Origin of the sequence: Paracoccus amoyensis (assembly GCF_014490725.1) — a bacterium.
Classification (GTDB): domain Bacteria; phylum Pseudomonadota; class Alphaproteobacteria; order Rhodobacterales; family Rhodobacteraceae; genus Paracoccus; species Paracoccus amoyensis.
In genome coordinates this window covers 835361-850243 of the sequence record NZ_JACOQL010000001.1, presented here as the reverse complement: position 1 = coordinate 850243, position 14883 = coordinate 835361, and the positions used below count along the sequence as shown (strand labels likewise).

Below are 14883 nucleotides of genomic sequence, written 5' to 3'. Positions count from 1 at the left end.
AACGAATCACGTTGCTGTGGTTGCGAATCATTAAACGATGCTGTCCTTTGATCCGAAGGCAGAGCAGGTTAAAAAGCAAAAAATTCGCGCTGATTCGCATGATTCGCGAATCATCGCCCCGAGAAGGAGCCTTCGATGGCCGTGAAGGACGAAGATACCGACAAGACTGAAAAAGACGATAACGCGCATTCGCTGGATATGAGCCAGGCAGCGGTAAAGCGTATGATCGCCGAAGCGCGTGAGCGTGGTTATATCACCTATGATCAGCTGAACGCCGTCTTGCCGCCCGACCAGGTTGGTAGCGAACAGATCGAAGACGTCATGTCGATGCTGTCCGAAATGGGCATCAACGTCATCGAGGACGAAGAAGAAGCCGAAGACCAGGAAGGCGGTGCCGTTGCCACGACCGGCTCTGGCTCTCGTGAAGTTGCCATTGCATCCAGCGAAACCGAAAAGCTGGACCGCACCGATGACCCGGTGCGCATGTATCTGCGTGAGATGGGCAGCGTCGAGCTTTTGTCGCGCGAAGGCGAAATCGCGATTGCCAAGCGGATCGAAGCTGGTCGCAACACGATGATCGCCGGGCTGTGCGAAAGCCCGCTGACCTTCAAGGCCATCATCATGTGGCATCAGGAACTTCTGGAAGAAGAAATCCTGCTGCGTGACGTGATTGATCTGGAAACGACGTTCGGTCAATCGCTGGATGATGAGGTTGACGAAGAAGAACTGACGGAATCCTCGGAAACTTCCGAGACTTCGCAAAAGCGTGAAGAACTGGATGCCGACGGCAATCCAATGCGCAGCGACGACGACGAAGAAGATGACGAAGGCGCAAATCTTTCGCTGGCTGCGATGGAAGCAAGTCTGAAGCCGAAGGTTTTGGAAACGCTGGAAGAAATCGCGCGCGATTACGAACAGCTTGCCGATATGCAGGATCAGCGGATGTCGGCGACGCTGAACGAAGACAGCAGCTTCTCGGTCGCGGCGGAATCGGCCTATCAGCAACTTCGCAGCAAGATCGTGGCGCTGGTGAACGAACTTCATCTGAATAACAGCCGGATCGAAGCGTTGGTTGACCAACTTTATGGCATCAACCGCCGTATCGTGACCATCGACAGCGGCATGGTGAAACTGGCCGATGCTGCCCGCATCAATCGCCGGGAATTCATCGACGCCTATCGCGGCAGCGAACTTGACCCCGGTTGGGTCGATCGCATGTCCGACAATGCCGGGCGCGGTTGGCAGGCATTGTTCGAACGTTCGCGTGAGAAGGTTGAAGAACTGCGCGTCGAGATGGCTCAGGTCGGTCAATATGTCGGCGTCGACATTGAGGAATTCCGTCGCATCGTTTCCCAAGTGCAGCGCGGCGAAAAGGAAGCCCGTCAGGCCAAGAAGGAAATGGTCGAGGCGAACCTGCGGCTGGTGATCAGCATCGCCAAGAAATACACGAACAGAGGCCTGCAATTCCTTGATCTCATTCAGGAAGGCAATATCGGCCTGATGAAGGCCGTGGACAAGTTCGAATACCGTCGCGGCTACAAGTTCTCGACCTATGCGACCTGGTGGATCCGGCAGGCGATCACCCGCTCGATCGCCGATCAGGCCCGCACCATCCGCATCCCGGTCCACATGATCGAGACGATCAACAAGCTGGTCCGTACCGGCCGCCAGATGCTGCATGAAATCGGCCGCGAGCCGACGCCCGAGGAACTGGCCGAAAAGCTGCAGATGCCGCTGGAAAAGGTCCGCAAGGTGATGAAGATCGCCAAGGAGCCGATCAGCCTTGAAACCCCGATCGGGGACGAGGAAGACAGCCAGCTGGGCGATTTCATCGAGGACAAGAACGCGGTCCTGCCGCTGGACAGCGCCATTCAGGAAAACCTGAAGGAAACCACGACCCGGGTTCTGGCCAGCCTGACCCCGCGCGAGGAGCGCGTCCTGCGTATGCGTTTCGGCATCGGCATGAACACCGACCATACGCTGGAAGAGGTCGGCCAGCAGTTCAGCGTGACCCGTGAACGGATCCGCCAGATCGAGGCCAAGGCACTGCGCAAGCTGAAGCATCCGTCGCGGAGCAGAAAGCTGCGGTCCTTCCTTGACCAGTGATCTGACCCAAATCGACGGCCTTGCCTATCTGGTTTACCGAAGCTCGGCCGTCGACCATCTGAACGATGAAGATCTGCAGGATATTCTGACATCTGCCCGTGACCGTAATGAAGAAAACGCCGTAACTGGTTGTCTTCATTGCGAAGACGGTATGTTCTTTCAGTGGATCGAAGGGCCCGCCCAAGCCATCCATATGATCGGTAATCTGATCCTCAACGATCCGCGCCATTATGACGTGACCGTGCTTGGACAGGGGGCGTTGGATGCACGCCGGTTTCCTGATTGGCGGATGCGGTTTTCGGGCCGTAGTAATGGTTCACTGATGGATTGGTTCGCCAGCAGTGACATTTCGACCTTTGATCGCAAGGAATATGTCGGCGGCGTTGTGACGTTTCTGGCCTCGATCGATATCTGAATTGTTGGGCTTGCCAGTTGGGTACAAAAAGTGAACACTGATAGTCAGATTATGACTTGGAGTGTCTATGCAATCGACGATTAGTGCCATTCAGCGTGCGCTTGGCGATGTGCAAATGCTGCAAATAGCCCTGGGAATCGGCGTTATCATTATGATAGCCCTGATTTTTATGGTTTTTTCTGGTCGTCGCCTGCTGCGGGAAAACGCGGCGCAGCGGCAAGCCGCGCTTGAGCAGATCGGCAGTCTGCAACTGCATGAGAAAGAACTGACGGATCGGGCGCATACACTTGAGCTGCGTCTGAGTCAGCATGAAACTCGATTAGAGGGCCAGACGGCCCGCTTGTCCGAAGTTTCAGAAGAACGCGATGGCCTGACCGATGCCTTGCATCAAGCGCGACAGCATCAGTCGAGCCTTCAGATGCAATTGGCCGAAGCGCAATTGCGGGCTGAGAAGGATCAGGAAGCCGCAACCCGCGAAATCAAGACGCTGCGTGAGTTGCGCGAGGAAATGACCGGTCAATTCAAATTGTTGGCTGCTGAAACCTTGCGTGTTCAGCAGGGCGATATGCAAAAGGCGCAGGGCGAACATCTGTCCGCGCTTCTGAACCCGTTTCGCGATCAGGTGCATCGCTTCCAAACTGAATTACAGACCAGAAACAAGGTTTTGGACGAGGAAGGTGCAAGGCTGCGTGAACAAATCGCGTTTCTGCATCAACGGTCGGAAGATATCTCGCGCGAGGCGGTCAATCTGACCCGTGCGTTGAAAGGCGAAAAACAGCGTCAGGGTGCATGGGGGGAAATGGTCCTTGAACGTCTGCTGGAGGAATCCGGCCTGATTGTCGGCACGCATTATGACATGCAGGCCAGCTGGCGCGACGATGACGGCAAGATGTGGCGCCCGGACGTGGTCGTCCGGATGCCGCGTGAAAAAGTCATGGTGATCGACAGCAAGGTATCACTGAACGATTACGAAACCTCGGTCAATGTCGATGACCCGGCAGAGGCCGAAGCGGCGTTGCGCCGCCATGTTGCCGCTATCCGCAGCCACATCACCACATTGGGCGACAAAGGGTATCATCGGATGGATGATGCCTCGGTCGATTATGTGTTGATGTTCATACCAATCGAGGGCGCATTTTCCGAGGCTTTGCGCGCCGATCCGACGCTTGCCAGTTTTGCCATGGAGCGGCGCGTTGGTCTGACGACACCGACCACCTTGATGCTGACTTTGCGGACGGTCGAACATATCTGGGCCGTCGAACGTCGTGAAACCAATGCGCTGGAGATCGCGCGGCGGGCAGGGCAGCTTTACGACAAGGTCGCCGGCTTTGTTGATTCCATGGAAATTGTCGGCAAATCGCTTGACGCCGCTGCCCGCGCGCATGGTCAGGCTGTTGACCGGCTGTCGCGCGGCCCGGGCAACGTGATCCGGCAAGTCGAGATGCTGCGCGAATTGGGCGCGCGTGCGCAGAAGAAAATTTCACTGGATCATGACGGCGGCGATCTGCCCGTGTTGGACGGCCCCGAGGATCAAGATGGCCGCGAGGCCGCCGAGTGAATACGATCTTCACCATCCAGACCACAGGCCCGGCCTGTTATGAATTTACAGGTCAGGTCAACAAGTGGTTGCGGCGGGTTGCACCCGCAGAAGGACTGCTGACACTGATGGTGCGGCACACCTCTTGCAGTTTGTTGATCCAAGAGAACGCTGACCCCGATGTGCAGATTGATCTGCTGGACTGGCTGAATCGGATTGCGCCGCCGGCTGATCACCCTTCGATGCATTGGTTGCGTCACACAATGGAAGGGCCGGATGATATGCCGGCGCATCTGAAGGCCGCGATCCTACCTGTCAGCCTGCAACTTCCGATCGCTGATGGCCGGATGATGTTGGGAACATGGCAGGGTATCTATGTGGTGGAACATCGGAATGCGCCGCACACCCGTCAGGTAGCGGCGCTGTTTCAGGCGTCCTAGGATTCAGTCATCCAGGACAAAAGTGACCATCATATTGACGCGAAAGTAGGTCGGGGCGCCGTTCTCGCAATCTACCGACTGCTCTTTGATCCACGCGGATTTCACATTTCGCAGCGTCTCATTCGCGCGTTGAATGCCTTGACGAACGGCGTCTTCGAACCCTTTTTCCGACGTTGCCGAAATCTCGGTGACACGGGCTATACTCATTTTCTCCTCCTGTGCTGAAATGATATCAGAGTAGAACAAGGCTGCGCGAGAGATCAATCAAAGTGGGATTGCGAGGGGATTTTTTCTTTAACCCCCTCTAATAACACGACTATAAGGGTTTCCACCGTTCTAAGCGGCATTCGCGCCACAGAAAGTGCAAACTGGATATAGTGGCCTGTGGATAACACTACCCAACCCCTACCAAGCATCCTATACTTTCTGGGGATTGCGGGATAGGGGATCAATAAATGCGCTGTCCGTTTTGCGGAAATGTCGATACGCAGGTCAAGGATTCACGCCCGGCCGAGGATAATGTCGCCATCCGTCGCCGTCGTTTTTGTCCGGCCTGCGGTGGACGCTTTACCACCTATGAACGAGTTCAGCTTCGCGATCTGATCGTGGTCAAATCCAACGGCAAGCGTGAAGATTTCGATCGGGACAAGATGGCGCGATCCATCAGGATTGCGATGCAGAAACGGCCTGTCGAACCTGAACGGATCGAACAGATGATTTCAGGCATCGTGCGGCGTTTGGAAAGCACGGGCGAAACCGATATTCCGTCCAAGACGATTGGTGAAATCGTGATGGAGGCTTTGTCGCGCATCGACAATGTCGGCTATGTCCGCTTCGCCAGCGTTTACAAGAACTTTCAGGACGCGGACGACTTTGACAAATTCGTCGCTGAACTGCGTCCTGGTCAGGTTATCGACTAAGGCGTGAGCAAGGATGAAGACATTCGGCATATGGCCCATGCGCTGCGATTGTCGCAGCGCGGGCTTGGGAATGTCTGGCCGAACCCTGCTGTCGGATGCGTTATCGTTCGCGATGGCGTCATCGTGGGCCGCGGATGGACGCAGTCCGGCGGGCGTCCCCATGCCGAGCGGGTTGCCCTGGATCAGGCTGGGGTTCTTGCGCGTGACGCGACCGCCTATGTGACGCTGGAGCCTTGTGCCCATATTGGCAAGACACCGCCTTGTGCGGTTGGTTTGGTTGAGGCTGGCGTCAAGCGGGTAGTCAGCGCGATGACCGACCCAGACCCACGGGTGGCGGGCCGTGGTCATGCGATCTTGCGCGATGCCGGCGTCGAGGTTGTCGAAGGCGTATCAGAAGACCGCGCCCGTGCGCTGCAGGCGGGATTTTTGTCTCGTGTTACCCATGGTCGGCCTTTTGTAACGTTAAAACTTGCCAGCAGCTTTGATGGGCGCATCGCCACTGCCGATGGGGAAAGTCAGTGGATCACCGGGCCGCTGGCGCGACAGCACGTCCATGCCATGCGAATGACCCATGATGCGATTATGGTTGGGGGCGGAACGGCGCGTGCTGATCTGCCCGCGCTGAATGTGCGCGGATTTCATACGCCAACGCAGCCGGTCAGGATCATCGCCTCATCACGAGCGCTGCCGGATCTCGCGGCCGAGGGGGCAGAGCATGGTGCGATTTGGCAGGTTTCCGGGGCTGTGGACAACATCATGACGGATCTGGCCGCACGTGGGATAACGCGGCTGTTTTGCGAAGGCGGGGGCGTTTTGGCCGCCAGCCTGCTACGGGCCGATATGGTCGATCAGGTCATGGGATACACGGCGGGGGTTATGATCGGTGCCGATGGTCGCGCGTCGATCGGTTCGCTGGCCTTGCAACACTTGTCAGATGCACCGCGCTTCGATCTGGCCGAGACCTGTCCGATCGGCCCCGATCTTTTTCACCGTTGGGTGCGACGACAGGATTAGCGCCGCCATAGCCATGAATAACTGGCCAGCGCACCCTGTATTTTGGCCAATATGCGTAAATCAGGGCCTTGGCGTGTCGCCCCCTCGGTCAGTCTTTGCACCGCAATCTCTGCCGGACAGGGCAACCCGGTGACCGGGTCGCGATAACGCGGATACGCGATCAGGCAAGCGTGGGCCAAGGCCGCAAGCGTGGGCCGTGCGCGTCGCCGTTCAGGGGGGACGCCAAGATCGCGTGTCAGCCCCCAGCCTGCATAAAATGGTGCACCCAAAACCGTTACGGGCACGTTGCGCAAAAGCGCCTCGAACCCCAGGGTCGAGGTTATGGTCCAGACTTCATCGACATGTTTCAGAAGGCTGATTGGATTGCTGTCACGGGCAACATGATCTGCAAGATGTTTCAGGTCCTCCGCAGTGACAGAGCCGATGCGCAGCCCTGCTTCGACATCCGGGTGTGGCTTGTAGATCAGGTAAGCGTTCGGATTTTCCCTCCTGACACGCTGCAATAGCTGAAGGTTGGTTTTTTCTGCGCCGGCACCAAGAAGCACAGATGCATCATCTTCGACCTGTCCCGGCAGCAGAATACGGCGCCGACCGCCGCTGTCGGGTAAGGGCATCGTCGTCACGCTTAGATTGTATTTCGACAATCCGGTGGCATGAATTGTGTCCACCAAACGCCGGGCGCGTTGTTCCGCGCCCGGGGGCAATGGCGACGCGATGATACGCTCAAGACGGCTTTCCTTTGCCGGATCGTAGTAAATTCCCAGATCATCGGCGATCAAAGACAGCGGCGGTATCAGCGTGGCCCCCAAACCGCGAGAGCGCAGAAACCCGTCTTCGACCCGAGCCGCCTGCGGCACGTCGTCCGCTTTACTGGCCCATGCCAAGGTGACCCCCGCAGAAGGTTTTGCGGCGAAACGCAAACCTTTGCTGTCGCCAAAGGTTTGCGTGATGAACCGACGCTTCCAAAGCCGCATACCATAGGCAATGTGGCCATCACGGTCCTGTCGCCATGCTTTCACCTCGGCCTCAAGCTGGTCGACAGCACCGTTGAAATCCGTCAGCTGATCACGGCAGGGATCATACCACGTCGGCGCAAGCAAATGGCTGGCGGCGAAAAGATCTTCTTTGGTGGCCGGTGCGCGACGCCCTTCGGGGAAAGGGGTTTCATCGTCGCTCAGCCCCCATCCGGCATAGAATGGCAGGCCAAATATGCGCGGGCGATGGCCCGCAAGGATTGCCTCATATCCAAGTTGGGACGACATGGCATAGACGGCCTCTGCATTCTGCAGCAACCGCCAGGGCGAAACCTCGCTATCGTTGAACTCATCGCGGGACTGCATATCTGCGGGCGTGAAATGTCCGGGGCGCAATCCGCGGCTGGTTTCCGGGTGGGCACGAACAAGAATGCGTTTCCCCGGATTTTCATCCCGTGCCTTGTTGAGCATGGCCAGAAATTCATCCCGGCCCGCACCGATCAGGGATGCGTCGTTCCGGGTTTGGTCGACCACCAGAACATATCCGGGCATCGGCGCGGGCAAATCAGGCCGATGTGCGTTGTATTTTGACAGATCGAGCGCCTGTAGTCGCGCTATTCCATCGCTGGCCTGATCGCGCAATGTTGTCGTCGCGCCGGATGAAACGATCTTCTCAATCAACGATGGCCTGGACGGATCAGAGTGAAGGCCAGCCGGGTCAATCAACAGACCGATTGGGCCGCGTCTGGCGACGGCACCAGATCCCCGACCCGGCAGGACAGAGCGCAGGAACGCATCCTCGACCGTCAGCAACGATGCCCCGCAGCGTGCGGCGATGGCGCGTCCGCGCCATGCTGTCGGGCTAGCTCCCCACACCCCGACCGTATCGTCGGTGTGGGGCAGCCCAAAGGATGGCCGCCATCCTGCCAGACACATGATCCGATGGATGCGGGGCTTGGTCCAGAAGCCACCATTATAGACAAAAAGCCGCCGGGTCTCTGTCCCGGCGGCTTCAGAGGTCGTTGGCATGATGCGGATCAGTTGCCGATGCTGGTCAGCGAATCCGCAGAGACGGCCGTGCCGGTGATCGACTGCAGTCGTTTCCGCCACTGCACATAAGGTGCTTCGGTGACGTAAACCGTATCGCCATCGCGGATCATGAACTCTCGGGCAAGAAAAATGCCATTCGGGCGCGTCAGATCAAGGACATAGGCCATTCGTTGCGATCCAAAGACCGATTTACCCAACACACGCGAGGCGACCGATTCCGGTTCATCGCGCAGAACGAAAACACCTGTGGGGTCCGCAAGGTTCGAATCCAGGCCACCAACCATTGCAACACCTTCGACCGCGCTGATGACTTCGTTGCCCAGCGGCACGCGAGTTTGCCCCCCGAGTGCGCCAAGTGCGGTAAAGCTGCGCTGGTCCTCTTCCACCAGAACGATGTCGCCGGGGCGCAGGGCGATGTCATTCTGCCCCTTGTAAAGATCGGTCAGCCAGACCTTGCCCTGATCGTTGCCGCGCTTGACGGTCACCACGGCGATTTCAGGTTCGATGGCGACGCCGCCAGCACGGGCCAGCATGGCCGACAAAGTCCGGGTCGGACGCTCGATCGGGTAGACGCCTTGCGCGCCAACCTTGCCCATGACCGAAACGGTCGCACCATCACCGGCCACGCGCGCGACAGTCACCTGCGGATCGGGGGTCTGCGAGCTAAGGCGTTCGGTAATGATCTGGCGCAGACGATCAGGCGTGTTGCCGGCAGCGCGGACGCGCCCGGCATAGGGGACAAAGATATAGCCGTCGCTGTCGACCTGGATTTCCTGAAGATTGGTCGAGCTGCTGCCCAATGAGGTCAGCAGGCCATCATCGACGTTTTCCCAGATGGACAGGCCCAGAACGTCGCCCGCCCGGATTTCGTCAGCACCGACCGCGCCCGCACTGCGGAAACTGTTCGAGAACCCGTAGCTGGGCACAAAATTCGTCGCGCGGTTCACGTGGTCGTTGACATAGATCACATGCGCATTGCCGCCTTTTTCCACGGCGCCAGAGTAAATCTCATTCTTGCTGGGACCAGAACGTGGCAGCGCACACGCCGCCAATAAGGTCATCATCGCCAATAGGGCCAGACGGACCGCCGTAGGTCGGGAGGAAATCACTGTCACCTCAGGAAACTCCTGTCTTCTGAATCCGGTCTTTGTGACCGGTTTAGCCGTAATCTAGCGTCTGATGGCGCAGGATACCACAACTTCCTGTGATCTAATCAAGGCGATCGTCAATTTGCTGCCGATACATTGCCTGTCCTATTTCAAGTGCATGATAAGGATCATGGATTGACAGGATCATATCGGCAATCAACCGCAAAGCATGGGCCCGCGATCGTTTGGCATAGAAGCCGCCAGGAACCTGGCTGGTCTGCAGCAGATAATCGCGGAAGATTTTGTATAAAGCCGGGTCCGGAGGAGAGGGGGTCACGAAAAAATCGTCCAGCGATTGATCTGCGATAAGCCCCGGCTTGCTGTAGACCGCGCGGCCCATTGCCTTGACGGGCAATCCACGCCACATGGCCTGTTGGGCCGCCGTCGAGTTCACCGTGACAATCGAACGGGCGAAACCCAGCATATCGGCCAGCTTGCCGCCGCGGAAATAATGGACGCGATCCTGCAGCCCATGCGCAACCGCAGCATTTCGGATGGCATTGCGGTTATCCGCGCGGCCATCTTCTAACGGATGCGCTTTGAACAGCAGATGGTGATGTTTGGGGGCTGACCGTGCAAAGGCTGCGACCACTTCATCCACGAATTCGCGATTTCTGGTGTATTTGGAATGCCCCAGGAAACTGGAATCATGTTCCAGTTGCATCAAAACAAGTGAATAGGGGTTTCCGGACAGTTTGAATCTGTTCCATTGAAACGCCCGGACGATACTGACAGCAGGCGACATTAGCAGCCGTCGCAGGTTCAGGCGAAATTCCTCGACCACCGACAGGGCGCGATGACCGCGATAACCCGGATAATTGCGGTTCGCCGCGAAGATCAGGAAATGATACAATACGCCATAGAATTTGTGCTGCCGCATATCCCCCCAATGTGCAGGCGGCCGGCGGATCTCGACATCGGATTGTCGCAAGGTCGAGCGCATCTGGGAAAGATTGATGTTCACCAGTGCCGAATGCCCGTTAGAGCCTGCCCGCTCATACGTGATCCAGTAGGGGCGCAGATAACCTTCTTCAAAGACATGCAGCGTTATTCCTTTCTGCGCAGCAGCCATTCGTGCCGTTGCGTGGATCGGGCGGACATCACCGTAAAGGACGATATCTGTTACGCCCCTCTCCGTCAGGATCGCGTTCAGATGTTCAGGCCAATGGGCGGCAGCCCCATCGTGGCGAATGAAATGATCTTTGTCTGACCAGAAAAATTCGTCGCCTGCATTGAAACCACACCGCCAAACGGTCGCACCGGCAGCACGTAGCAGCCGCGCGAGCCCATCGAAGAACGGGCCATGCGGACCCTGCAACAGCAGAAATACCCGCTGTTTCACCGCGCTATCCTGGCCGGACCGGCTCGACGCCGCGACGGGTAGATCGACGGTCATATCCTTTGGCATCCGATAAGGGTCCATCCATGTCGCAATGAACGATGCGCTTTGGTTTACACAAATACGATACTGTTACCAGTATTAGTTAATTCCTAACATGGGATTACCGGGACAAAGCCCGACTTGAACCATCGTTCTGCATCACCTACCTGAAGATCAGCAAACGGGGGCGCACATGTTCACAGGAATCATTACGGATATCGGCAATGTTCGCGCAGTTGAAATGCGTGGAGACATGCGTGCGCGCATCGCCTGCGCCTATCGGATGGACGGCGTTGATCTGGGCGCCTCGATTGCCTGCGACGGTGTTTGCCTGACGGTCGTTGCCAAGGGCGATGATTGGTTCGATGTAGATATCTCGGCCGAGACCTTGTCGAAAACGAATATTGGCACGAACGGGTGGAGCGAGGGTCAGCGGCTTAATCTGGAACGTGCGCTGCGCGTCGGAGATGAGTTGGGCGGCCATATTGTCAGCGGTCATGTTGACGGTGTTGCGCGGGTCGTCGAAATGCATGATGACGGTGACAGTCTGCGCGTCACGTTTGAGGCCCCCAAAGAGCTGGCGCGTTATATCGCGCCCAAGGGGTCTGTCGCGCTGAACGGCACCTCGCTGACCGTGAATGAGGTGTCGGGCAATCGTTTTGGCATCAACCTGATCCCGCATACGCAGGATGTGACGACATGGGGCGATATTCGCGTCGGCGACGCGATCAATCTGGAGATTGATACCCTTGCACGTTATGTGGCGCGTCTGACCGAAGCGCAGGCGGAAATGGCATGACTGCCGGCCTGGGGCACAATGGTGGCCCGGTCCTGGATGGCGTGTCATGGCGGTCGCATTGCTGGCGTCAGGCCAGATCGTCACTGCTACCGGTTCTGCCGGTCGAGATTGTGCGCCTGCGGGTCAAACGGGCCAAGGCACTTGGCCTTGAATACAAAACCTATGCCGGAATTCGCGCCACGACGGGGCGTGATCTGATTGCCTTTCTGTTTTCTTCCAACGCGCTTGGCGTTTTTCGCACTGGCGGCCCATTGGGTCAGGGGCGTTCAGAGAAATTGAGCCAGATCGACCTGTCCCGGCATTTGGGAGCTGGGCCGGGGATTGACGCGAAAAGGCTTGCCGCGCGAATTTCGGCGGAATCGACTTTTGCCATTCCAGACTTCGGTTCCAGCTGGTCGCAGATGCGCGATCAGATGAAATCGTGGTTGCGGGCCCAAAACCTTTCGGGTGATGCTGTCCTGATGATTGGTGAAACGGCGCATGAACGCGAACTTATGACCGCTGGTGGTCTGGCGGGCTTTGTGGATGGCGCAACATATTTCGGTGATGCCGCGCGCGCGCTTTGATTGCAGGTTTGGCGTCGGCGGGGCTTGACGCCTTGAGCATTTCCAGCCATTCCAGCTGCCTTGTTTCAACCTGCCTGATGCGCTGCCAATTTGGTCATATGGCGCAGCGGTGTTGATTAATCTAAAAGCGAAGCAGGGCGTATCACGCCCAGAGAACAACACCATCTTGATTCCGGCCGGGCGTTGATGATGGGCAGATTGGACGGAAAGGGCCGGGCATGAATACCGCCGATGATAACGCCAAGGCAAAAGCGTCAAACCGCCGCGCGCTTAGCAGCGGCGCACGCCTTTATGCTGTGCAAGCCTTGTTTCAAATGGAAGCTGGCGGCCAGTCTGCGGACCGCGTTGCGAAAGAATTTCGGAACTGGCGCATTGGTGCCGAAGATGAAGACGGCCAGTATCTGGAAGCGGACGAAAAGCTGTTTGCACGTATCATCGACGACGTGGTGATGTGGCAGTCAAAGATAGACCAGGCCACGGATCGCGGCCTGGTTGCGAAATGGCCAATTGATCGCATTGATCCCGTGTTGCGCGCCTTGTTCCGTTGCGCAGGTGCAGAACTGGTTTCTCCGAAAGCACCGCCCAAGGTGGTCATCACTGAATATGTGCGGCTGGCCGAAGCGTTCTTTCCTGATGGCAAAGAACCAAAATTCGTCAACGCGGTTCTGGATCACGTCGCCAGAGAGTTGCGCCCGGACGCATTCTGAAAATCCTGACAGCTTGTGCAAAAGGTCCGGTTTATCCGGGCCTTTGTCTTTACACGCAAATCGGTTACATGATTTGAACGGAAGTGAACAGTTCAGCACATCGCGTGGTCCGGGATCAAATTTCCCGATTCGCATAAGCCGCCGGCCAGAGCTGTGTTCAATTTGTGAACGAACGAGATTTCAGCGTGTCGATTGTGCAACAATCCGCTTGCAGGACGGCTCGTTTGAAATGCTCATTTTTTGATCAGTAACATTAATGTTTCAGAAATTGGGCGCACAAAAAGAAAACCGTATTGTTTATAATTGTAAATTTTTTATGTATAATTAAAAGCTTCTAATTGGCGATGAAAAGTTCCTGCGATATCGCTCACAATCATATTTCGGCACTTTTTCGCTGATACCGCTACGCCGGCTTTCCTCTCACGAATTCGCGACTTTTTGCGTTTTTATCACCCCCTTTGAACCTCGGTCGCCTCGGTCTAGTTCATGTTCAGCAGAGATGCTCTGGTGCCCTTTGTGCCAGGACAACGAAACTCAGCTCGTGAGGATATAAAATGAAAAAAGTTACGCTGCTGACCGGCACCGCCGCTCTCGTGGTCGCACTGTCGGCTCCGGCATTTGCTCAAACCGAAATGTCTGCTGGCGCAAACGCCACCGGCGTCGGTGCGATTGATGAACAGATCACGGACGTTCAGGACGATGTTCAAGACGATTTCGATCGTGCGAACGACCCCGAGCGCTTTGGTCCGGCTGACCGTCGTCAGGGCCTGTTCGGCTCGATGTCGCTGACCTATGCAGGCAGCGATGGCAACGACAAGAGCCAGGATTTCGCTCTTGGTGGTCGCGTGTCGTACAACCAGGGTCCGTGGGCACAGACCGTAGGTATGCTGCTGGAATTCGGTGAAGACGAAAACGGCGACAAAGACAAAGAAGACGTCTCGGTCATCTATGATGCCCAGTACTACTTCAACGATCGCTTCTATGCCTTCGCTCTGGGCCGCTTCGAAATCGACGGTCTGGCTGATGGCGAGCCCAACAGCGACAGCGCGACCATCGACGATCTGGCCGAAGAACTGGGCGACTACCGTCGCGATGGCTTCATCGGCGTTGGTCCGGGTTACCGCGTGATCAACAACGACACGACCGCATGGCGCGTTCAGGCCGGTGTTGGCTATCGCTACACCCAGACCGGTGCTCAGCACGCTGGTTACGATCTGGTTGACAACGGTGCTGGTGGCTATGATCGCGTTTCGGTCGACGACTCGTCCAGCAACGGTATCGGCTACATCGTGTCGTCGCGCTTCTACCACCGCTTCAACGACATGATCTTCCTGACCAACGACACCGACTACCTGTCGTCGGACGATGCTGATGATGTGATCACCAACCAGTTGGGCGTCAACTTCCAGATGAACGAGCAGCTGGCAACCCGTGTGAGCTACACCACCGAGTATCAAGAAAACCGTCCGATCCGCACCGACAATACCCTTGGTGTTTCGATCGTGTACGGCTTCTGATCCATCCCTCGGATCAGTCTCTCTGGAAGGGCGGCCAAATTGGTCGCCCTTCTTTGTTTCATGGGCATGAACATGAAAAAACCGCCGCTACCAAAAAGCAGGGCGGTTTTCAGGTGACGGGAACCGCAGCAACCGCGGCGGCGCGAAATTTCCCGAAAGCCTGGATTACCAGGTGGGCGCCAGGTAACGAGACCAGGGTCACGTCAGAGCCAGCCCCCTCGGAAAAGTTATAGGCCAGTGGAAAAATGGCCACGCGCGGGAAGAGCAGAAACCCGTCAGACCCGCAGATAGGCAGCACAGCCCGCGCTT

The 14883-nt window shown here is 57.0% G+C and carries 14 protein-coding genes; 10 read left to right on the top strand and 4 right to left on the bottom strand.

Going from position 1 to position 14883, the window contains the following annotated elements; all coding sequences use genetic code 11:
• Positions 1-135 precede the first annotated feature (135 nt).
• The 4 genes from rpoD (at position 136) to H4P12_RS04345 (ending at position 4498) form a co-directional block, all read left to right on the top strand.
• Positions 136-2106, top strand: coding sequence for an RNA polymerase sigma factor RpoD (gene rpoD / locus H4P12_RS04360; protein ID WP_187792336.1), 1971 nt, complete (start codon positions 136-138; stop codon positions 2104-2106).
• Positions 2096-2521 (top strand): BLUF domain-containing protein, encoded by a 426-nt coding sequence (locus tag H4P12_RS04355; RefSeq protein ID WP_187792335.1) that lies wholly within the window; start codon positions 2096-2098, stop codon positions 2519-2521. Before rpoD ends, H4P12_RS04355 begins: the two co-directional genes overlap by 11 nt.
• 67 nt (positions 2522-2588) lie before the next feature.
• The gene (locus H4P12_RS04350) at positions 2589-4079 is read left to right on the top strand and encodes a DNA recombination protein RmuC (RefSeq protein ID WP_246448842.1); all 1491 of its coding nucleotides are present in this window, start codon (positions 2589-2591) and stop codon (positions 4077-4079) included.
• Positions 4076-4498 (top strand): secondary thiamine-phosphate synthase enzyme YjbQ, encoded by a 423-nt coding sequence (locus H4P12_RS04345; protein ID WP_187792334.1) that lies wholly within the window; start codon positions 4076-4078, stop codon positions 4496-4498. Before H4P12_RS04350 ends, H4P12_RS04345 begins: the two co-directional genes overlap by 4 nt.
• A gap of 3 nt (positions 4499-4501) precedes the next feature.
• On the opposite strand, the gene H4P12_RS04340 is transcribed toward H4P12_RS04345, so the two are convergent.
• Positions 4502-4705 (bottom strand): dodecin family protein, encoded by a 204-nt coding sequence (locus H4P12_RS04340; protein WP_187792333.1) that lies wholly within the window; start codon positions 4703-4705, stop codon positions 4502-4504.
• A 248-nt stretch (positions 4706-4953) separates the two neighbouring features.
• On the opposite strand from H4P12_RS04340, the gene nrdR reads away from it, so the two are divergent.
• Both nrdR and ribD read left to right on the top strand, forming a co-directional pair.
• Positions 4954-5418: a transcriptional regulator NrdR gene (gene nrdR / locus H4P12_RS04335; RefSeq protein WP_187792332.1), complete on the top strand. Its 465-nt coding sequence runs from the start codon at positions 4954-4956 to the stop codon at positions 5416-5418.
• A 3-nt stretch (positions 5419-5421) separates the two neighbouring features.
• On the top strand, positions 5422-6432 hold the full coding sequence (ribD, locus tag H4P12_RS04330; RefSeq protein ID WP_343069759.1) for a bifunctional diaminohydroxyphosphoribosylaminopyrimidine deaminase/5-amino-6-(5-phosphoribosylamino)uracil reductase RibD: 1011 nt from the start codon (positions 5422-5424) through the stop codon (positions 6430-6432).
• Here the strand turns inward: ribD and H4P12_RS04325 are convergent.
• From H4P12_RS04325 to H4P12_RS04315, 3 genes are all read right to left on the bottom strand, one after another.
• Positions 6429-8435 carry a capsular polysaccharide biosynthesis protein gene (locus H4P12_RS04325; RefSeq protein ID WP_187792331.1) on the bottom strand — a complete coding sequence of 669 codons (2007 nt, stop codon included), beginning with the start codon at positions 8433-8435 and terminating at the stop codon, positions 6429-6431. The two genes, ribD and H4P12_RS04325, sit on opposite strands and share 4 nt — an antisense overlap.
• An 8-nt stretch (positions 8436-8443) precedes the next feature.
• Positions 8444-9520 (bottom strand): polysaccharide biosynthesis/export family protein, encoded by a 1077-nt coding sequence (locus tag H4P12_RS04320; protein ID WP_484555957.1) that lies wholly within the window; start codon positions 9518-9520, stop codon positions 8444-8446.
• A gap of 145 nt (positions 9521-9665) precedes the next feature.
• Positions 9666-11000, bottom strand: a complete 1335-nt coding sequence (locus H4P12_RS04315; protein ID WP_187792330.1) for a capsule biosynthesis protein — start codon at positions 10998-11000, stop codon at positions 9666-9668.
• Positions 11001-11178: 178 nt separating this feature from the next.
• On the opposite strand from H4P12_RS04315, the gene H4P12_RS04310 reads away from it, so the two are divergent.
• From H4P12_RS04310 to H4P12_RS04295, 4 genes are all read left to right on the top strand, one after another.
• A complete protein-coding gene (locus tag H4P12_RS04310) occupies positions 11179-11784 on the top strand; it encodes a riboflavin synthase (protein ID WP_187792329.1) in 606 nt (201 codons plus the stop codon).
• The gene (locus H4P12_RS04305) at positions 11781-12350 is read left to right on the top strand and encodes a hypothetical protein (RefSeq protein ID WP_187792328.1); all 570 of its coding nucleotides are present in this window, start codon (positions 11781-11783) and stop codon (positions 12348-12350) included. Before H4P12_RS04310 ends, H4P12_RS04305 begins: the two co-directional genes overlap by 4 nt.
• A 218-nt stretch (positions 12351-12568) precedes the next feature.
• Entirely contained in the window at positions 12569-13057 is a 489-nt protein-coding gene (gene nusB / locus H4P12_RS04300) for a transcription antitermination factor NusB (RefSeq protein WP_187792327.1), read from the top strand.
• Positions 13058-13611: 554 nt separating this feature from the next.
• On the top strand, positions 13612-14574 hold the full coding sequence (locus tag H4P12_RS04295) for a DUF481 domain-containing protein (protein ID WP_187792326.1): 963 nt from the start codon (positions 13612-13614) through the stop codon (positions 14572-14574).
• Positions 14575-14883: the final 309 nt, after the last annotated feature.